General features: G+C 56.8%; 15 protein-coding genes and 1 tRNA gene. 12 read left to right on the top strand and 4 right to left on the bottom strand.

The window, feature by feature from the left end; genetic code table 11:
* The first annotated feature begins 9 nt into the window (after positions 1-9).
* From ccsA (OL236_RS08060) to OL236_RS08030, 7 genes are all read left to right on the top strand, one after another.
* Positions 10-627: a cytochrome c biogenesis protein CcsA gene (gene ccsA, locus OL236_RS08060; RefSeq protein ID WP_265070212.1), complete on the top strand. Its 618-nt coding sequence runs from the start codon at positions 10-12 to the stop codon at positions 625-627.
* A gap of 3 nt (positions 628-630) precedes the next feature.
* On the top strand, positions 631-1,005 hold the full coding sequence (locus tag OL236_RS08055; protein ID WP_009645009.1) for a cytochrome c maturation protein CcmE: 375 nt from the start codon (positions 631-633) through the stop codon (positions 1,003-1,005).
* On the top strand, positions 1,002-3,098 hold the full coding sequence (gene ccsA / locus OL236_RS08050; protein ID WP_265070211.1) for a cytochrome c biogenesis protein CcsA: 2,097 nt from the start codon (positions 1,002-1,004) through the stop codon (positions 3,096-3,098). The genes OL236_RS08055 and ccsA (OL236_RS08050) overlap by 4 nt, the downstream gene beginning before the upstream one ends.
* A gap of 54 nt (positions 3,099-3,152) precedes the next feature.
* Positions 3,153-3,632: a cytochrome c3 family protein gene (locus tag OL236_RS08045; protein WP_009645019.1), complete on the top strand. Its 480-nt coding sequence runs from the start codon at positions 3,153-3,155 to the stop codon at positions 3,630-3,632.
* Positions 3,625-4,974 carry an ammonia-forming cytochrome c nitrite reductase subunit c552 gene (locus OL236_RS08040; RefSeq protein ID WP_265070210.1) on the top strand — a complete coding sequence of 450 codons (1,350 nt, stop codon included), beginning with the start codon at positions 3,625-3,627 and terminating at the stop codon, positions 4,972-4,974. Before OL236_RS08045 ends, OL236_RS08040 begins: the two co-directional genes overlap by 8 nt.
* A gap of 254 nt (positions 4,975-5,228) precedes the next feature.
* Positions 5,229-9,356, top strand: coding sequence for an autotransporter domain-containing protein (locus OL236_RS08035; protein ID WP_265070209.1), 4,128 nt, complete (start codon positions 5,229-5,231; stop codon positions 9,354-9,356).
* 194 nt (positions 9,357-9,550) lie between these two features.
* On the top strand, positions 9,551-10,843 hold the full coding sequence (locus OL236_RS08030; RefSeq protein ID WP_265070208.1) for an O-acetylhomoserine aminocarboxypropyltransferase/cysteine synthase family protein: 1,293 nt from the start codon (positions 9,551-9,553) through the stop codon (positions 10,841-10,843).
* Positions 10,844-10,905: 62 nt separating this feature from the next.
* On the opposite strand, the gene OL236_RS08025 is transcribed toward OL236_RS08030, so the two are convergent.
* A complete protein-coding gene (locus OL236_RS08025) occupies positions 10,906-11,340 on the bottom strand; it encodes a hypothetical protein (protein WP_009644940.1) in 435 nt (144 codons plus the stop codon).
* A 183-nt stretch (positions 11,341-11,523) separates the two neighbouring features.
* On the opposite strand from OL236_RS08025, the gene OL236_RS08020 reads away from it, so the two are divergent.
* Genes OL236_RS08020 through OL236_RS08010 form a run of 3 tightly spaced genes read left to right on the top strand, consistent with a single transcriptional unit; the run spans position 11,524 to position 14,873 of the window.
* Positions 11,524-12,726, top strand: a complete 1,203-nt coding sequence (locus tag OL236_RS08020) for an ATP-binding protein (RefSeq protein ID WP_265070207.1) — start codon at positions 11,524-11,526, stop codon at positions 12,724-12,726.
* A 55-nt stretch (positions 12,727-12,781) separates the two neighbouring features.
* Positions 12,782-13,708, top strand: coding sequence for a ketopantoate reductase family protein (locus OL236_RS08015; RefSeq protein ID WP_265070206.1), 927 nt, complete (start codon positions 12,782-12,784; stop codon positions 13,706-13,708).
* Between the two features lie 16 nt (positions 13,709-13,724).
* Complete coding sequence (locus tag OL236_RS08010; protein WP_265070205.1) at positions 13,725-14,873, top strand: glycerate kinase; 1,149 nt, start codon at positions 13,725-13,727, stop codon at positions 14,871-14,873.
* 57 nt (positions 14,874-14,930) lie between these two features.
* Here the strand turns inward: OL236_RS08010 and OL236_RS08005 are convergent.
* Positions 14,931-15,007 (bottom strand) — tRNA-Val (locus tag OL236_RS08005).
* Between the two features lie 276 nt (positions 15,008-15,283).
* Between OL236_RS08005 and OL236_RS08000 the strand changes: the two genes are divergently transcribed.
* Both OL236_RS08000 and rnhA read left to right on the top strand, forming a co-directional pair.
* Positions 15,284-16,096, top strand: a complete 813-nt coding sequence (locus OL236_RS08000) for a Fic family protein (RefSeq protein WP_265071807.1) — start codon at positions 15,284-15,286, stop codon at positions 16,094-16,096.
* 52 nt (positions 16,097-16,148) lie between these two features.
* Positions 16,149-16,853 (top strand): ribonuclease HI, encoded by a 705-nt coding sequence (rnhA, locus tag OL236_RS07995; RefSeq protein ID WP_265070204.1) that lies wholly within the window; start codon positions 16,149-16,151, stop codon positions 16,851-16,853.
* A gap of 22 nt (positions 16,854-16,875) precedes the next feature.
* Here rnhA and OL236_RS07990 read toward each other — a convergent pair whose 3' ends face one another.
* Positions 16,876-18,333 (bottom strand): DUF805 domain-containing protein, encoded by a 1,458-nt coding sequence (locus OL236_RS07990; RefSeq protein ID WP_265070203.1) that lies wholly within the window; start codon positions 18,331-18,333, stop codon positions 16,876-16,878.
* A gap of 21 nt (positions 18,334-18,354) precedes the next feature.
* Positions 18,355-19,281, bottom strand: a complete 927-nt coding sequence (locus tag OL236_RS07985) for an exopolyphosphatase (protein ID WP_265070202.1) — start codon at positions 19,279-19,281, stop codon at positions 18,355-18,357.
* Positions 19,282-19,283: the final 2 nt, after the last annotated feature.

The following is a 19,283-nucleotide window of genomic DNA, read 5'->3' as shown; positions in this document are numbered from 1 at the left end:
GGTGAATCTATGCTTCGCGTCCTCATCATCGTGCTGACAGCAGCGCTCTTCGCCGCTGTGTTCTTCCTCGTGCCGCCCGCAGAAGGCCTAGGCGACTATGTGCGCCTCGTCTTCTTCCATGTCCCGGCGGCGTGGGTCTCGGTTCTCGCCTTTCTTCTGAGCGCGTGGTGGGCGCTTCGCTTCCTGCGATGCCGAAGGGAACGCTTCGACGCCTTGAGCGCACGCTCGGCAAAGCTCGGCTTCTTCTTCGTGATCTTCGCCACGGCGACGGGCGCGCTCTTCAGCCGCCTTTCGTGGGGCGCATGGTGGAATTGGGATCCGCGCCAGACGACGATCTTCGTACTCATCCTTATCTACGGCGCATATCTCACGCTGCGCTCGGCTGTGCCCGAAAACCGTGGGCGCGCGCTCGTCTCGGCGGTCTACTCGCTCTTTTCCTTTCTGACCGTGCCGTTCCTCGTCTTCCTTTTGCCGCGCCTCTACTTCTCGCTGCATCCCGAGCCTCTTCTGAATAGCGGCGCACATGTGGCGATGGAGCCGTTGATGATCGGCGTGCTCGCGCTCGGCCTTGTCGACGCGACCTTGCTCTATTTCGCACTGCTCTTTCGGTCTGTCAAGGAGGACTGACGCATGAAAAAATCGTATGTGCTCTTCGGACTCATCGCCCTCTTCGTCCTCTATGCGGGCTGGGCGTTCGCCGACAGCATCACGCCCTATGTCGACATCGCCGAGGCGCGGTCGGCGCACGGCTCCGTGCAGGTCAAGGGGCTTCTCGATCCGGATGCTCCGGCACCCGCACAGAAGGGGAAGAATTTCGTCTTCGGACTCGTCGATGAATCGGGAGAAAAGATGGAAGTGCATTATCACGGCACGGAGCCTGACCAATTCCGCTCGGCGCATCACATCGTTGCCGTCGGCTCGTACAAGGACGGCGCGTTCGAGGCGGATCGGCTGCTCATCAAGTGTCCGTCGAAGTATGAAAAGATGAAAGGCGGTTCATTATGACAGCCGGCACGGCATTCCTCGTACTCTCGCTCATCTTTGCGCTGGCGGCGGCAGTTTCGTGGGGGCGCGGAAAGGCGGCGGCGGGCAAGGCGCTCGCACTCGCCTCCTTCTTCGCGGCGGCCTTGGCGAGCGCATGGCTCTTCTGGCTGATTCTGCACGATCGCTTCGACATCGACTATGTGTGGAGCTATTCCTCGCTCGATCTGCCGCTCGTCTACAAGGTTTCTGCCTTCTGGGCAGGGCAGCAAGGCTCATTCCTCTTGTGGCTTTTCTTCCATGCGGCGGCGGGCGCGGCGCTTGCCCTTCGCGCACGGCTCGGGAATGCAGGTCAGGCCGTGTTCTTCTTTCTGCAGGCTCTTTTGGCGGCGCTCGTCCTCTTCTACAGTCCGTTTGCTGTGACGGAGGGCTATACGCCTGCTGACGGTGCGGGAATGAATCCGCTCCTGCAAGACCCATGGATGGCAATTCATCCGCCGCTCGTGTTCTTTGGCTACGCGCTGCTCGCCGTGCCGTATGCGGCGTCCTTGGGGGCGCTGCTATCTGAAAAGGCGGACAGCACGGCGTGGCTCGCGCTTGCGCGAAGCTGGGCGCTCGCTGCATGGGCGCTCCTCGGCGCGGGTATCTTCGTCGGCGCTTTCTGGGCGTACAAGGTGCTCGGCTGGGGTGGTTGGTGGGGCTGGGATCCCGTGGAGAACTCTTCGCTCGTGCCGTGGCTCGCGGCGGGCGTCCTCGTCCACCTGCTCTCTGCCGCTCGCGTGCGCCCGACGAATCTCGCACTCGCTCACCTTTCTGCTATCTTCTCCTATGCGCTTGCGCTCTACGGCACGTTCCTCGCGCGAAGCGGCCTTTTGGGCGACTTCTCCGTGCATTCTTTCAGCGGCACGGGCGTCGGCCTCTGGCTCGTCGCCGTCGATGCGATCGTAGCGCTGGCGGGGCTTTCGCTTCTCGTCTGGCGTGCGGGAAAGTTCCCCAAAGGCTCCCCGTACCCGGTGCATCGAAGCCGCGAATTCTTCCTCTTGCTCGGCTGTCTTGCCCTGACCTTTCTCGCCATCATCGTATTCATCGGCATGTCGATGCCGCTTCTCACAGGGCTTGGCGGCGATTCCGCCGCCGTCGACACGGGCTTCTACGTCAAGACGAGCCTGCCGCTCGCCATCTGTATGCTGCTTGCGATGGCAGTTGGCTCCTTGCTGCACTATGGCGAGGGTCAGGCATCGCTGCCAAAGGCTCTCATCGGTGCTATATTCGCGGGTGCGGCGGCGGCAGGACTCGCAGGCGTCCGAGAAGTCTCCTCGCTCGTCCTCGCGGGCGCTGCGGCTGCCGCCGTCTTCGCGAGTGTTCTCGCCTGGCGCGGCGGTGCACTTCGCCTTGCCGCAGCCGTCGCACACGCGGGCGCGGCTCTGGCTCTTTTTACGATAGCGCTCGCCGCGGCGGGAACGAGCACGACACTTGAGTTTGTGCCGGATGAGCCGCAGTCCTTCGGCAGAAACTCGATTCTCTACGAGGGCATGGATCTTTCTGAAAGCCGCAGGGAGAAGGAGTATGTGTTCCGCGTCGACGGCGAGGAAGTGCGCGCCTTGACGAAACTCAGTGCGAGCGGCGAGGATGCGGCGAGAGAGCCTGCTATCGCGCACGGCGCGGCGGGCGACATCTACATTGCTCCCTCGCCTGCTGCCGTCGGTCACGAGATCGTGCTGCAGCGCGGCAAGGCCATTTTGGAGGGGGATGTAGCCTACCGTCTGGAGCATGTCGTGGAAGAAGAGCCCGATGATGAGGGCCGCCGCCTCTTTCTCGCGGACATCGCCGTCACTGACGGCGAGACCGTCGACCTCGCCGAAGTCAGTTTGACGGCTGCAGGCATGAAGGCGGCGACGGAATCCTTTGCCGTTCTCAATGGCAAGAGGCGATTGCGCCTCTTGGGCATCTCCGAGGACAAGAAGAGCATCATGCTGCAAATACTGCCGGCAATCGAGGAGGAAGCACGGCTGCCGCTGACGGCGTCCGTCAGCAACAAGCCACTGCTCTGGCTTCTGTGGCTCGGTGCGGCATTCACCTTTTTCGGCACATCGTGCGCCCTAAGGAGGAGATGCTAGGCATATATTTTTGAGGAGACGAACCCCTTTGTTTATGGAAAGGAGGGAAGGGGATTGGAAGCAAAGGAATTCTTTCAGAAGAACACGCTGAAGTGCATCATCGGAGGCTTCGCCGCAGGCGTCATCTTTTCCGTCTGCACTTCGGCGGGGCTGTCGTTTTCCGGCTCTCCCACATTTTGTGGACAGTGCCATGCGATGAAGATGGAGAAGGCGACGTTCATGGAATCGTCGCACCGGGAGCGCGAGTGCGTGGACTGCCACCTGCCGCACGACAGCATGACGGCGTACTTCGTCGAGAAGGGACGAAGCGGCATGATCGACGTTTACCACGAGCTGAAGCGCGACTATCCTGCCAAGATCCGCATCTCGGAAGACGCAGAAAAGATCGTGAACGGCAACTGCCTGCGCTGCCACAGCGCGACGATGGCAGTCGTCCACGCAGGTCCGATGGACGCCAATACCGATTGCCTGAAGTGCCACAGGAGTGTGGCACATGGCTCCAATCACCTGGAAGGAGGGATCAAAGTTGAGTAAGCTGCAAAAGTGTTTGCTGGGCGTCATCGTCGTCTGCGTTGCGTTCTTCGGTTTCGTCATCGTGCGCATCGGCATCGCCCAGCCATCGAGTTCCGTCAAGCTCGCTCAGATACCGACGGAGAACAATGCCCATCTCGGCATGGAAGCCTTCAAGGAGGCATATCCGCTCGAATACGAATCGTATCAGATGACGGCGAGCGATTCGCCGACCCCGACGGGCTACGGCAGTTCTGGCGTCCATTCGAGGCTCATGGACGAACCCGAGATGATCGAAAACTGGAAGGGCTATGCCTTTTCCCTGCAGTATGACGATGACCGCGGCCATGTCTACGCGCTTGAGGACGTCAAGAACTCGCTGCGCACGACCAAGGTCAATCAGTCGGGCTCTTGCATCACCTGTAAGAGCGCCTATACGAAAGACGTTTTTTTCGACACGATGGGCTGGGACTACACGCTGAAGGATTTCAAGGAGCTTGCCGATCAAGTGCCGAACGACGCTTCGATCGCCTGCGCGACGTGCCACGACGTCAAGACGATGAAGCTGCGTCTCGTCATTCCTGCGCAGATCGAAGATCTTGAGCGCAACTGGGGCAAGACATGGGACGAGCTCAGCGACAACGACAAGCGCGCCCTCGTCTGCGGCCAGTGCCATACGGAGTATTACTTCGAGCAGGGCAAGAAGGGCCGCGTCGTGTTCCCGCGTGACAACGGCTACACAGCGGAGCAGATGTACGAGTACTACAAGCGCACCGATCTGCCGGGCGGCTTCAAGGGCGACTGGAAGCATCCCGACTCGGGCGCGATGATGCTCAAGGCGCAGCATCCCGACTACGATGTCTGGAAGACGAGCGTCCATGCGGACGCGGGCGTCACCTGCATCGACTGCCACATGCCGTACATGCGCAAGAATGGGCAGAAGTACACGTCGCACTATATTTCCAGCCCGTTGAAGTACGTCGAGGACGCATGCCTCAAGTGCCACGATGAAAGCAAGGAAGTGCTCATCGCACGCGTCAAGACGATCCACGACAACACCTTCAAGCTGCAGAGGACGGCGGGCATCACGTGCGCCAAGGCGCATCTCGCCATCAAGGCGGCGGCAGAAGCCGGCGCGACGGACGAGCAGCTCGCTCCCGCGCGTGAGCTGATTCGCGAAGCGCAGTGGTATTGGGACTACGTCGAAGCCGAAAACGGCGTCGGCTTCCACAATCCCGACCAGTGCATGAGGACGCTCGGCCTCTCGATCGACCTCGCACATCAGGCGATCGAAGCCGCAAATGCCGCCACGCGCGGCGCGTTCCCGATGGACAATCTGCCGGACAAGCCGTTTGATCATCTCTGATGAATTGCTTGTGAAGTGAGAAGGGGGCCTTGCTCCCAAAACACAAACGCCCGTACATGTGACATAAATGTTGCATGTACGGGCGTTTGTGTACATTGGCAGGGGTGCTGTTGTGAAAAATTGCTGCAAATTAAAATTTTTATTAAATTTTAATTTTTAGTGGGGAACTTCTAATGGGATGTCGAAGTATAAGCTAGGTTATTTTAATCTTTATGGCTCGCAACGGCGTTTCACAGGGAAGACATTCAAAGGAGATGGAGAAAGTGAAGCGAAAGGAACAAAGGATTGCGCGCGCCGTCCTGGCAGGGTTAGCCGCCGGCTCCATGACAGGCATGCTGACAGCGAACGACGCCTCGGCGATGACGCTCGACGAGTACAAGCAGGCGCTGGCAGAAGGCAAGGTGTTTGTCGATTACAGAGAAACGAATAAAGAAGGAAGCCCTAGCCGTGTGACTGTCAACAGGCTTAATCAAGAGGGCATAAAGCAGGCTCGCGTCGTCGGTCAGGGATGGATTTCCGTTGATCTGGCAGATGGTGACAAAGCGAATGCCATGGAACTCAGGACAAGTGATAAGAACATCGATGCAAATGGAAATGTGACCGTTTCTAACGAAGGCGGTGAAATGACATTCAGCTTCGGTGCCGACTATGAGAAAATTGCCGCGAATGATCCAAGCGGTCTTAAGGATACGACTGCCGTCGCGGATATGACGAATGTGATCTTCAAAGCGGATCGAGGCGGTTTCCACCACTATAACGGCACGATCATTGCCCGCCCCGAGAATATCTATGGAGGTCAAGGTCACGGCGACTTCGATATCGGAGCTCGACCGGAGGATAATCCCAATGAAATAGGTACGGCTCTGGAAAAGACGCACGCCACGCTGAAACTCGTCGCCGATTCGGATTCAAAGTTTAATGGTAACTGGCAGGATGAAGCAGGTAATCCATATTTTGGAAGTCGTTTTATCCATGTGAATAAGACAGGCACGCTTGAGGTGCCCTCCTCCTTGATTTTTCAAAAGGGGCTCGGAGATGACGGCAAACAGGAAAATCCCGAGGCGATGCGCGACGACGCCCAAAATGCTCTCGATTTCAACGGCGGTACGCTTGCCCTTAATGACTTGCATCACAATGACGAGTATCTCCTCAAGGCGAGCGATTTGCTTAAGGACCGAGAGATTACAATCCGTACGATTTTGGGTGAGAAGAAAAGCATCCGCCATGTGGCTACCCAACGCCCCGTGAAGGACGGTATTCCGCAGCCTTGGGACATAAAATATTTTCATCATGAACATTTCACAGCTTCTGACATCAAAAAGGACGGCATCCTGAGGATCCGCGATCGGGGTTATAGTTGGACGACTCTTGATCTCAAAGATGGCGACAAGATAAAACAGCTGGATCTTGCTGTCGGAGCAGGTGCGGGGCCGAAGGGAAGTGAGGGCGGCTCCATCACATTGAATTTTGGCTCGCCCGATTGGAGAAAAGGTTCGGGTGCCATCCAAAATACGGTGCAGGATACGGATGCTGTTGCTGATCTGAAGGATGTGACGTTCCATCTTGAGAGCGGCAATATCGACCTCATCAACGGCACGATCGAAGCGGAGCCGAAGAACTTTAAGAGCGGACAGGGACGCTTCAACGTCACGGTCGCGCCCGGTGATATTGTTGCGCCCGAGAATACCGAAAAGTATGGCACGGGGATGCAAACGCATGCCACTTTGCACATGGTGGGAGATTCCGACTTCCAGGAGAAGGCAGCGGGGAATAAAGCCCCCATTCAGCTGAATCCCAACGGCACGCTCATGGGGAAATCCAAGCTCTTTTTTACAAAGGGCCTTAATGCCGTGGGAACGAATGAAAATCCCGAGAGCCTGCGCAAAAACTTTACCGATAATGTCACGATCAACGGCGGCAGACTTGTGCTCGATGACAGCTTCTACAACGATGTGTACCTCGAAAAGGCAAAGGGGATCATTCAGGCGCAAAGTTCGAATGCGACGGTTGAGATGTGGAACGGTGCAAGGAAGTCTTTGCAGTATGCGCAGTGGTCTGATGCACTGGGCACGGACGCTGCTGCTTCGAGCGCACCACCTGCTGCGCACACGACGGAGCAGAACATCCAGACGGCGGCAGGCAAGACACACCATATCCAGACCATTGACTTCACGGATGCGACGAAGCCGCATAAAATCACCGTCGCTAACAGTTCGACGCTAAACCTCGGCTATAAGGATGCGAGCGGTGACTTCATCACGGTCAGCGGCAGCACGCCGTCTGATGATGCTGCGACGAGCGTATCTGTTGATATAGAGAGTGGCGGCACGCTGACACTCGGGCGTGGCGACAAGTCGCTCATCGGCAATACAAATGCCGATATCTCGCTCGCTGCCAGTGAAGCGGGCATAGGTGCTTCGAAGGCGAAATTGAAAGTTGTGAGTGGGCAGCAAACAGTGCGCTCTGTTCAAGCGAAGGAAAATACGAGTGTGACAGTTGACAAAGATGCACTACTCAAGGTGAAAAACGGCATTACGCTGGAAAAGAATGCTACGCTCGATATCGAAGGAAGCATATACGATACTGTGGTCAATGCCGATGATGGTGTAAAAATCAATATTGGTAATAATGATAACGCTGGTAAACTGCTCCTCGCTCAAGGATCAAAGCTTACGAATGCCGATGTATTCCTCGACCCGAATTGGATTAATAATGCGCCAAACCATATCGAAAATGCTTCCAAATTCGTCAATCCAAGTGCTGAGCTTGACTACCGTTTGACCGTTGGACGCAACTCTGTAGCTTCGCTCGGTGCTGACAATGAAACAGTCGCTGAAGAGGCTTTCGAGAAGTCAGGAAAAACGTGGGGTGAACAAGGGATTACGGCGGCGCTCTACCTCGGTAAGCAACTCAAGATCAATGCGACGGGCGGTGTCAAAGTCGACGGCTCCCTTGCGACAGGCACTGCTTTGGCTGACCTCGCGACAGCGGGAAATATCACGTTCAAGGCAAAGTCGCTCTTGATCGCCGATGCCGCTGCGTTTACAGGTCCTTCCAACTCACTTGTCACTGGCACGGAAACGACGACCATATCCGTCGATCCGACTTCGCGCTTGCAGCTGACGGGTATACTCACACCGGGAATCGCGTACAATATTATCAACGGTACTACGATCAAAAATGCTGATCCAACAGTAAATAACTGGTTGACGAAGCCACGTGAGGAGAATGTCATCCTGCCGAAGAATTATCGTTTCAGCACAGAAGCAGCCGATGCGGATAAGTTGGTTTTCCGGCGCGTGGCTGCTGTCGAGGCAATGCCGCAGGGAAATCGTGCTGTTACTAATATCGTTGATGCCGTATCGGCGGTTACATCGAGCACAAGCCCTTACTATGCTGGCGCCAGAAAATTTGTCTCGGTTGCCACCAATCCTCGCTACTCTGATGTAGTCGCCAATGCAGGTGTGCAGCCTGCCGAGGCGGCAGGTGTTTCCTATATGGCGACGCGTTCTGTCTTCGATCTTGCCTCAGATGCCCAGCAGCGCCTGTCCTTCCTCAATGCGGACGATAAAATAGTTCCGCAGAGTTTATGGGTCAAATATGGACATAGTCACGTTAACGTCGATGGACTTAATCTTGAGGGCATGGATGCCAATTTTGATGGTAATACAAACAGTATCACGATTGGTTACGATTTTGCAGGAAAGAATAAGCTACGCGGCGGAATTGCGGCGAGCTATGTGAAAGGTTCGACCTCAGGCCGGGTGGAGAATAATGATTTGCGCATGGGCGGTGTACATGCTTATGCAGGCCTGCGAAACGGCAACAACAACCTCCTGTTCGATATCGGCGCTTACAAGGCGACGAACGAGGTGGATGGCTTCGTTTCTGCCGATGCCGATCTCGATCTCTTTACGCTCGGTGTCACGCATGAAACGCGTATTGCAAGCGGAAATCAAGTGATCATCCCGCACATTGGCCTGCGTTGGACAAGCGTTGATATGGGAGCTTATGACGGTTATTGCGATGGTCAGATGGCACTCCGTTATGAGCCGGGTCGCAAGAGTCTCGTGACGCTTCCCGTGGGTGTCGGTATCCAAAGTGTTTCCAAGTCGAAGGACTGGACGCACAAGTTCTACGCCGACCTTTCCTACATCGCCGCTCTCGGTGGCACGGAAGCTGATATGCGCGTATCTGTTCCGGGTGTCAACGGCGCATCGGGCGTTGTTCACTACGATATCTATGACCACTCGACAATCTCCGGCAGTATCGGTGTGAATGCTGAAAGCAAGACGATGTCATGGGGAATCGGTTACCAATATCGCCACAGCGACGATTCCGACAGTCATAACGTCATGGCACAGTTGAATTTCCGTTTCTAAGGAAATAGGATAGAAGAGGCGATACATGAATCGGTTTGATACATGTGTCGTCTCTTTCTCTTGTATGGACATAGAGTTGTTAGCTTTTATAAAACCTATTGACAAAGTATGATATTATGCTATAATAAGCCTAACCTACGAATCAGGTATGTTTTCTTGTATTGCGGGCAAGCCCGAGGAAAGAGGAGATTTTGATGAGCGACGAGAGAAAGTATAAGTTTGAAACCCTGCAGCTCCATGTTGGGCAGGAGGAAGCTGATCCGGCGACGGATTCGCGCGCTGTGCCGATCTACCAGACGACGTCGTACGTGTTCCGCAATTCGCAGCATGCGGCGGATCGTTTCAGTTTGAAGGATGCGGGCAATGTCTACGGCAGGCTCATGAATCCGACGCAGGACGTGCTCGAAAAGCGCGTGGCGGCGCTTGAAGGTGGCGTCGCGGCGCTCGCCTTTGCCTCGGGTGCAGCGGCCGTGACGACAGCACTGCAGGGACTCGTTCATGCGGGGCAGCACATCGTCGCCGAGACGACGATCTATGGCGGCACCTACAATCTCCTTGCGCACACCTTCCCTGATTTCGGCATTGAGACGACGTTTGTCGATCCGGCAGGCGGCGCGGCGGCCTTCGAGGCGGCAATTCGGGAAAACACGCAGGTCATCTACATCGAGTCCATCGGCAATCCGAATGCGAACCTCGTCGACATCGAGGCGGTAGCCGCCGTTGCGCACAAGCACGGCATTCCGCTCGTCGTCGATTCGACGTTTGCGACGCCGTATCAGCTGCGTCCCATCGAGCACGGCGCGGACATCGTCGTTCACTCGGCGACGAAGTTCATCGGCGGACACGGCACGACGCTCGGCGGCATCGTCGTCGACAGCGGCAAGTTCGACTGGACGGCATCGGGGCGCTTCCCGTGGCTCGTTGAGCCGAACGCGAGCTACCATGGACTTTCCTTTGCGAAGGACGTCGGTGCCGCCGCTTTCGCCGTTTATTTGCGTGCGCTCCTTCTGCGCGACACGGGAGCGGCGATCTCGCCGTTCAATGCGTTCCTCCTGCTGCAGGGCGTTGAGACGCTTTCCTTGCGCGTTGAGCGCCATGTGGAGAACGCCTTGAAGGTTGTCGACTATCTCGCGAAACATCCTCAGGTCGAGAAGGTCAACCATCCCTCGCTCGCCTCGCATCCCGATCATGCGCTCTACGAACGCTACTTCCCGCAGGGCGGCATCTCCATCTTCACCTTCGAGGTCAAGGGCGGCGGCAAGGCGGCGCAGAAGTTCATCGACCATCTCAAGGTATTCAGCCTGCTTGCCAATGTTGCCGACGTGAAGTCGCTCGTCATCCATCCGGCGAGCACGACGCACTCCCAGATGAATGAGGAGGAATTGAAAAAGAGCGGCATCGCGCCCGGTACGATCCGCCTTTCCATCGGTACGGAGCATATTGACGACATTCTCTACGATTTGGAGCAGGCATTCAAGGCACTCTGATGAAAAGGAAATACGGCAGGGGCTTTTGCGAAGCCTCTGCCGTATTTTTTTGCAGTGCGTTTTCAACGCTGCAGCGCTCTGACCTTGGCGATCATGGCGTCACGCTTCTTCCTCTCTTCGCGCGCGCGCGCGACTGCCCGCGCCTTGAAGGCGGCAAGTTCCTCTTCATCCACCATCTCTACAGCGCCTTCCGTGCGGCGGCACGCGATGTAGAGGAGTGTGATCGTCAGCGCCGTTGCCGTGATCGCGATGAAGGAATGCGGATATCCCGTCGCTTCTACGAAGCGCGGCCCCAAGATCCAGAGGACGGCAACGGGCAGCCACGCGGCGAGCATCGTGAAGGCGAAGCCCAGCACGAACGTGTTCTTCATCTTCCCTGAGGAAAGCACGCGGATGGAATAGCCGAAATGGTGTAGCACCGCCATGACGACGTACTGACCGACGAAAAAACCGATGATCGATATGACGACCCAAGCGGCCTGTGGTATCTCTCCCATGACAAAAGCCTCCCTGCATTATCTAATCGTCTTTTATTATACCATAAGAATTGAATTTTCCCAAGGGCAGGAAGAGGGAAAATATGAGCAAGGAGAAAAATTGGTACATATTTCTAAAGTATATTGAAAAAAACCTTGAATAATAAAAGTTTTATCAGTATAATGGAAAAAAGGTGATAAAACATGATTATTCGTAAGCTATACTTAGATCGATTGCTCGCATTTGTGCGCCAACCCATCATCAAGGTGATCACAGGCATGAGGCGCGCGGGAAAATCCACGTTGCTCACCATGCTGGCGGAGCGGCTATTGCAGGATGGTGTGCGTCAAGAGCAAGTGATTCGCATGAATTTCGAGTCCATGATGTTTGATGACGTTCACGATTATCGGCAACTTTATCGACGGGTGCAGGAAGAAATCGGTACACAGAAGCAGGTGTATTTGCTGCTCGATGAAGTGCAGCAGGTAGAGCATTGGGAAAAGGCGATCAATTCGCTTTTTGTCGAGGGCGTCGCCGATATTTACATCACGGGGTCGAACGCGAAGTTGCTCTCTTCGGAAATATCTACGCTTCTAGCGGGACGCTATGTGGAGATTCAGATGCTGCCGCTGTCCTTTCGCGAGTACATGGATTTCCTGCCCGAGGGCGAAAAGGATCGGGACGCTGCTTTCGCGCAGTACCTGCGCTACGGCGGCTTGCCTGCGATTCCCGGGCTGCCGCAGCAGGATGAGACGATCGAACTCTTTTTGTCGGGGATTTATCATACGGTCTTGTTGAAAGACGTCGTGGAAAGGAGTGCTGTGCGCGACCCGGCGCTCCTTTCGCATATGCTTCGTTTTCTCGCGGACAATATCGGCAATCCCGTTTCGAGCAGTCGCATCAGCGGTTATCTGACGAGCCATGGAAGGAAGGCCAGCACATATACCATCGACAATTATCTGCACACCTTGGAGAGTGCGTTCATCTTTTATCGTGCGCCGCGTTATGACATCAAGGGAAAGCTGTATTTGAAGACGCAGGAGAAATATTATATCGTCGACAACGGCATCCGCAACGCTTTGCTGGGCTTTCGCGACGGCGATTACGGGCACATTTTGGAGAACATTGTCTATTTGGAACTTCTGCGGCGCGGTTATACGGTCGGCGTCGGCAAGATCGGGCGGATGGAGGTGGATTTCGTGGCGCAGCGCACCGATCGCAAGCAGTATTTCCAAGTGGCTGCCACGGCGCTGGAAGAAGTGACGCGAGAGCGCGAACTGCGTGCCCTTGCCGCGATTCCCGATCAGTACGAGAAGACGCTTCTGACGATGGACAAGTCGTACATCAAGGATTTCAATGGAATCCGCAATGTGAATATTCTTGATTTTCTATTGGATGATTTATGATATAATCAAAGGAGTTTGCAGGCAGGTTCCTACTATACGGAGGGAGGCATTTACAATGAAATTTGCGATGTTCGGCGCGGGTGGCACGGGCGGGGTGCTCGGCGGCTATCTCGCGCTCGCGGGGCATGATGTGACGCTGATTGCACGCGGCAGACACTTGGAGGCTCTTCAGAAGGACGGTCTGACGATCGAGTCGGCGCACCGAGGCACGCTCCATATCAAGAACGTGAAGGCGCAGACGGCGGAGGCTTACGATGAAACGCCCGATGTGCTCTTCGTCTGCTGCAAGTACTACGCGCTTCCCGACGCCATCGCGTTCGCGAAGCGTGCGGCAGGCCCCGATACGCTCATCATTCCGATCTTGAACGTCTTCGGCACGGGCGAGGTCATGCAGAAGGATTTGCCGGGGTTGACCGTGCTCGACGGCTGCATCTACATCTTCGGAAATCTCAAGGCGCCGGGCGTATTGGAGCAGCCGCAGAAGATCCTGCGCGTGATCTTCGGCTTCCGTCCCGATCAGGATAAACGCTTGGAGGCGAAGGCAAAGGCGCTCGAAAAGCTCCTGCAGGATGCTGACATCCGCGGACACTACAGCTTCGACATCCGCCGCGATGCGCTGACGAAGTTCGGCTTTGTCTCGCCGATGGGCGCGGCAGGGCTTTATCACGATGCGACGAGCGAGGCGTTTCAGAAGGAGGGCGCGGTGCGCGACACATATCTCGGCCTGATTCGTGAGGTCGAGGCGCTCGGCAAGGCGATGGGGATTGTCTTCGAGAAAGACCTCGTGGCGACGGGCATCGCCTTCATCGATGCGTTCGAGCCAGGACTCAAGACGAGCATGCAGCGCGATGTGGAAAAGGGCGGACTTTCCGAGTTCGACGGACTCGTGAACCGCATCGTTGCTCTCGGCGAGCGCTATCATGTGCCCGTGCCGCTCTACAAGAAGATCAGCGACTGGGGCAAGGCGAAGGGCATCAAATGAAATGGGACGGGAAATTATGAAAATCATCGTGGCGATTGATTCTTTCAAGGGAAGTCTTTCCTCTCTTACGGCAGGCGAGACGGCGGCGCAGGCGGCACGCGAGGTGTTTCCCGAGGCCAAGGTGGAGGTCTTTCCGCTGGCGGATGGCGGCGAGGGCACGGTCGATGCGCTTGTCGAGGGACTTTCAGGCGAGGTCGTGCATCTTGCCGTCACGGGTCCTTTGGAAAAGCCCGTCGAGAGCCGCTTCGGCTTCCTGCCCGAGTTGCATACGGCGGTCATCGAAATGGCAGATGCGGCAGGATTGCCGCTCGTGCCCGAAGACGAGCGCGATCCGCGCCGTACGACGACGTACGGACTCGGCGAACTCATGCTCGCCGCCATCGATCGCGGCTGCCGTGACTTCATCATCGGCATCGGCGGCAGTGCGACGAACGACTGCGGACTCGGCATGCTCACGGCGCTCGGCGCACGCTTTTTCGATGCGGCGGGAAAGGTTGTGGGAAGGACGGGCGGCGATGTTGCCGCCGTGCGGCGCATTGATCTTGCGGGGCTTCATCCTGCGCTCAAGGAGTGCCGCATCCACGTCGCCTGCGACGTGACGAATCCGCTCTATGGCCCCTTGGGCTGCTCGCATGTCTACGGTCCGCAGAAGGGGGCGACGCCTGAGATCGTCGAGGAAATGGATGCGGCGATCCGGGCTTTCGCCGGATTGGCGGAAAGGGAACTTGGCATCGAGGGTGCACAGGTGCCCGGCGCGGGAGCGGCGGGCGGGCTCGGCTTTGCTTTTCACTCGTTTCTCAAGGCGGAGTTGAAGCCCGGTATCACGCTCGTGCTCGACGCTCTGGGCATAGAGAAGGCGCTTGCGGACGCAGACATCCTCCTGACGGGAGAGGGGCGCATGGATCGGCAGACCGCGATGGGAAAAGCGCCGGTCGGCGTCGCCAAGCTCGCCAAGATGAAGAGTCCGAAACTCAAGGCGATTGCGCTGTGCGGCTGCGCCCTGCCTGATGCCGAGGCGGTGAACGAAGAAGGCATTGACGCCTACTTCCCGATTCTCCACCTGCCGATGACGGTCGCAGAAGCGATGGAGGAAGAAACGGCGTGCCGCAATCTCAGGCAGACCGTGCGGCAGGCGCTTCTGCTCTATCGGGCGGCGCAAGGATAGCAAAGCCTGTCGGATATAAAAGAAAAGCCGCTGCGCGAGGCGCAGCGGCGAAGATTCTGGTGCTCATGGAGGGACTCGAACCCCCGACTTCCACCATGTGAGGGTGACACTCTAACCAACTGAGTTACATGAGCAGTATTGGGTTGAACATAAGATGTATTATACACGATTTTTTGTCCTTTGACTAGCCCTGAAAAGTAAAAAAATCGCCGTTATACACATTTTTTTGTGGATAAAAAAGGTGACCCTGTGGATAAACCTTGAAATACGCTCAATCATTCACTGGTTATCCACAGGGAGTTGGGGGAAATTTGTGGAGAAGCAATGAATTGGTTGTTTTTGCCTAAATGAAAACCAATGTGGGAGATATGTCTGGAGTTGTGAGATGCAAGAGACGGAGGTGAGGCGTGATGGGAAGTTTGGAGAAGAAGATCGAGCTTTTTTGCGAGGTCTTTCCCAAACTCAGCGACTTTGAGAAGGAGGATTGGGAAGAAAATTTTCTCGTGGAATTTACGCACGATTCGACCTCCATCGAGGGAAACACCCTGACATTGATTGAAACGAAGATGATTCTTGCCGACAAGATTGTTCCGACGGAAACGACACTGCGCGAATTGGATGAAGTGCGCGGCCACGCAGAAGCGTGGCAGTTTGTCAAGGATTGCGTGAAGCGGCACGTTCCTTTGACGGAAGGCATCATCAAGGATATTCATGAAAGAGTCGTTCCCGCGCGGGGCGTCGGCGGCATTTATCGCAATATTCCCGTGTATATCCGCGGTGCGCGTCATGTGCCGCCGAATCCGCGCAAGGTGTGGGAGGCGATGAAGGATTTCGCCTATCGCATGGAGCATGACGATTTTGCCGATCCGCTCGAAAAGGCGGCATGGCTTCATGCGGAGTTTGTCAGGATTCATCCGTTTCAAGATGGAAATGGGCGGACGGCGCGCCTTCTTATGAACTATCATTTACTGGCGCAGGGTTTTCCGCCGACTTCCATCAAGTTGAAGAATCGAGGCGCGTATTTCGCTGCTTTGGAAGAGTACTCCGTGGGCGGGCGTCTTACGTCGTTCTTGCAGTTGCTGCAGCAGAATATGGAGAGGGAATTGGAGGCGTTCTTCACGATGTATTCCCTGCACATGGATGTGCCGGAGTTGCAGAGGAGGAAGCCGGAACTTGCGGCTTTGGCGATGTCCTATAGAGAACAGGAGACTGCGAAGTCTTGACGGAACGGCTTTTCGGAAGAAGTGGAAACAAGGTTTGGGTGTGAATAAGAAAATGGCTCAAAAATTTTATGCCGTGCGTGCGGGACGTGCAACGGGAATCTTTCTTACATGGGAGGACTGCCGCGCGCAGGTGGAAGGCTTTCGCGGCGCACGATACAAGAGCTTTCCGACGGAGGAGGAAGCCCGTGCCTGGCTTACGGCGGCGCAGCCTTTATCGGCGCTCTTCGAGGAAGAGGGAGCCGCGCCGACGCGCCGTGCGCCTGTGCGCAAAAAAAGCGCCGCAAGGGGCGGCGCAGCGAATGAAGCGGCGGACGATGCATCTCTCTGCCATGTCTATACGGACGGCTCGTGCCTTCGGAATCCGAACGGACCGGGCGGCTGGGCGGTCTGTATCGTGCGCCCGGGCGAGGAGATGGAGACGCTTTCAGGCGGCAATCCTTCGACGACGAACAACCGCATGGAGATGACGGCGGCAATCGAGGCGCTGCGTCATCTGCCCAAGCGAGAGCCGATCGTGCTGTCGACGGACAGCCAGTATCTGAAGAACGGCATCACGAAGTGGATCTTCAGTTGGAAGCGGCGCGGCTGGAAGAAAGCGGATGGGACTCCCGTCCTCAATCAGGAGCTTTGGCAGAAACTCGATGGCCTGATTGCCGGGCGAAGCATCATTTTCCGCTGGGTCAAGGGTCATGCGGGGCATAAGTACAATGAGATCTGCGACATGTTGGCAAAAAGAGAAGCACAAGCCTTTTTATGAAGGTTTGTGCTTCTCTTTTTGCCTACTGCCGCTCCAGCGTCGATTCGCCATAATCGTTGACGGTCACGGAGCCTTTGACGAAGACGAGGGCGGCGAGCAGGAAGACTTCGTAGATTTCGAGGGCGAAGGCGGCGGCGATGATTTCGAGACCGAACGGTTCGCGTGCGAGGATGCGAGGGTCGCCGCCGAAGAATGCGAGGCAGCCGATGAAAGCGAGCGTGAGCACGAGCGGCATGCCTGCGAGCCAGCCGCTTCTGCCGATGTCGTGCAGACGCTGTGTGACGATGCCGATGGGCAGGATGGCAGCGAGGGCGCAGGAGACCGATGTGCCGTAGAGAGCGACGAGATTGCCGAGAGGCTGCGGCAGGCGCTCCGCCGTTTCCAGCACGACGAAGACGAGCAGCGAGACGAAGAAGAGGAGGAAGAGCAGGCGCAGTAAGAAGCGCTTGCGGTTCATGCGCCCCTTGAGTTGGAGCATGCGCAGGAAGAACGGATAGTCCTCCTTGGGGCGCTCCGCGATATGGGGGTGCAAATCAGCGGCGCTCTCGGGTGAGCCGGAAGCATTGCTCGAAAACTCTCCTTCGGCAAAGATCAGATAGACGTGCAGGAGGATGAGCAGGGCGAGTGCCGCGCCCCCATAGGGCAGGGCGCTCTTGAGCAGCAGATGATCGGGAGCGACGCCTAAAAGCGGCGGCAGATCGAGGAAGAGGAGCAGTATACGACCCTCTTCGGCGAGCGCGAGGATAATGAGCGGGTAGATGACGGCGATGAGCCATGCTGTATCGCCGTAGCCGAGGTCATGCCAGCGCCGCATGGCCGCGCGCAAGAATACGATCAGCAGAAGTGCAAGAGGCACGCTGATGAGGAGGATGGCGGCGAAAGCGGCCGCGAGCGAGATGTTTTCCGACGGCATGGGGCGGCCTGCGCCGAGCCATGAGAGGACGGCAGCCGTCACACCCGTGACGAGCGCGGCGAGGCCTGCCGCCGCGAGCAGACTGCCGATGAGGTGCAGGACGAAGAGCTTTTGCCCCATGCGGCCTTCGGGCGAGAGCCATTTTTCGAAAAGCCCCTGCAGGAAGCCGCCGCGCGGCGGCGGCTTCACATCTTCTTCCAATTCGGCTGCCATCTCGCTGCGCTTTTCCTCGTCTGCGAGCAATTCCTGCAAGAGTTCGGCGGCACTTTGGCGCGGCCGCGCTTCGCCGCTCGGCGGTGTTCTTTCCTCGATGCCGTCTTTTTCTGCCTGTGTCTGTCTTTCTGCCGATATCTCTGTCGTGTCAAGGCTGTTCGTGTCGGTTCGCCCGTCTAGTCTGTCCAGCTCGTCTATATCCTCAGAGCCATCGCTGTCGTCTGTCGGTGGTTCTTTCGCTTTTTCCGAAGGGAGCAGCATTTCTTCGAGCGCCGCTTCACTCGAAAAGCTCTCGCGTCTCAGGCGTTCCAGGATGCTTTCCGTGTCTTCTGCTGCCTTGCCTGTTTTTGCCATCGGTCATGTCTCTCCTTCGATTCATATCGTTCTCCTGCTTGATTCCTTCAAAATGCGGTCGTAGATGTAGCCTTCGCGCACGCCCGAGTCGCTGTAGGCGATGAAAGAAAGTGCGAAGCGTTCGGTGAGAAGGCCGGCGATGACGAGGCCGGGCAGGAGCGTGTGCATGCGGTCGGGAACGGTGCGCATGAGATGCACGGCGTCATCTTCTGTGAGATGGCGATCGCGCAGGAAGCGCGCGAGCAGCGCATCGATTGCCGCGCGTGTGATCGTCCGGCCGTCCGAGGCAGAAAAGAGAGCGGCAGAGAGCGCCGCTGCGCCCTTGAAAGTGCCGCCGATGCCGCAGGCGGGAAGCCCCTGGAGTCCTGTGAAATCTGCGGCGGAATCGAGGATGCGTGCGGCGTCCGTGCGCATCTTCGCGACTTCCTCGCGAGACGGCAGGAGCTCTTTCGTGAATTTCGTGTGCAGGTAGAGAGAGCCGACGGGAAGGCTCGTCTTGCGCACGATTTTTTGCGCCTTGTAGTGAACCATCTCCGTGCTTGCGCCGCCGATGTCGAAGAGCAGTCCTTCTTCAGCGGCAAGGTCGTGCGTCGCGCCGATGAAGTCAAGCTCCGCTTCTTCTTCGCCGCGTATTACATAAATATCCAGTCCTGTGCGTGTTTTGATTTCCGCGATTGCCTCGCGGCTGTTCGCGGCGTTCCTCAGAGCGCCCGTTGTGAAAATCGAGACGTTCTCGATGTGCAGCGCCGCAAGGAACTTTTGGAAATCTTCGAGCGCGTAGACGAGCCGCTTGATGCCGCGCTCTTCGAGCACGTTGTCGTGCATAAATGAGGCGAGTCCCACCGTCGTGTCCTTTTTCTTCATGATTTGCTCCACGGCGCTGTCCTTGATTTGGTAGACCGCCATGCGCACGGTGTTGGAGCCGATGTCGATGATTGCGTGTATCATGG

Origin of the sequence: Selenomonas sputigena (genome assembly GCF_026015965.1) — a bacterium.
GTDB lineage: Bacteria > Bacillota > Negativicutes > Selenomonadales > Selenomonadaceae > Selenomonas.
This window is presented reverse-complemented; position numbering and strand designations above follow the sequence as displayed.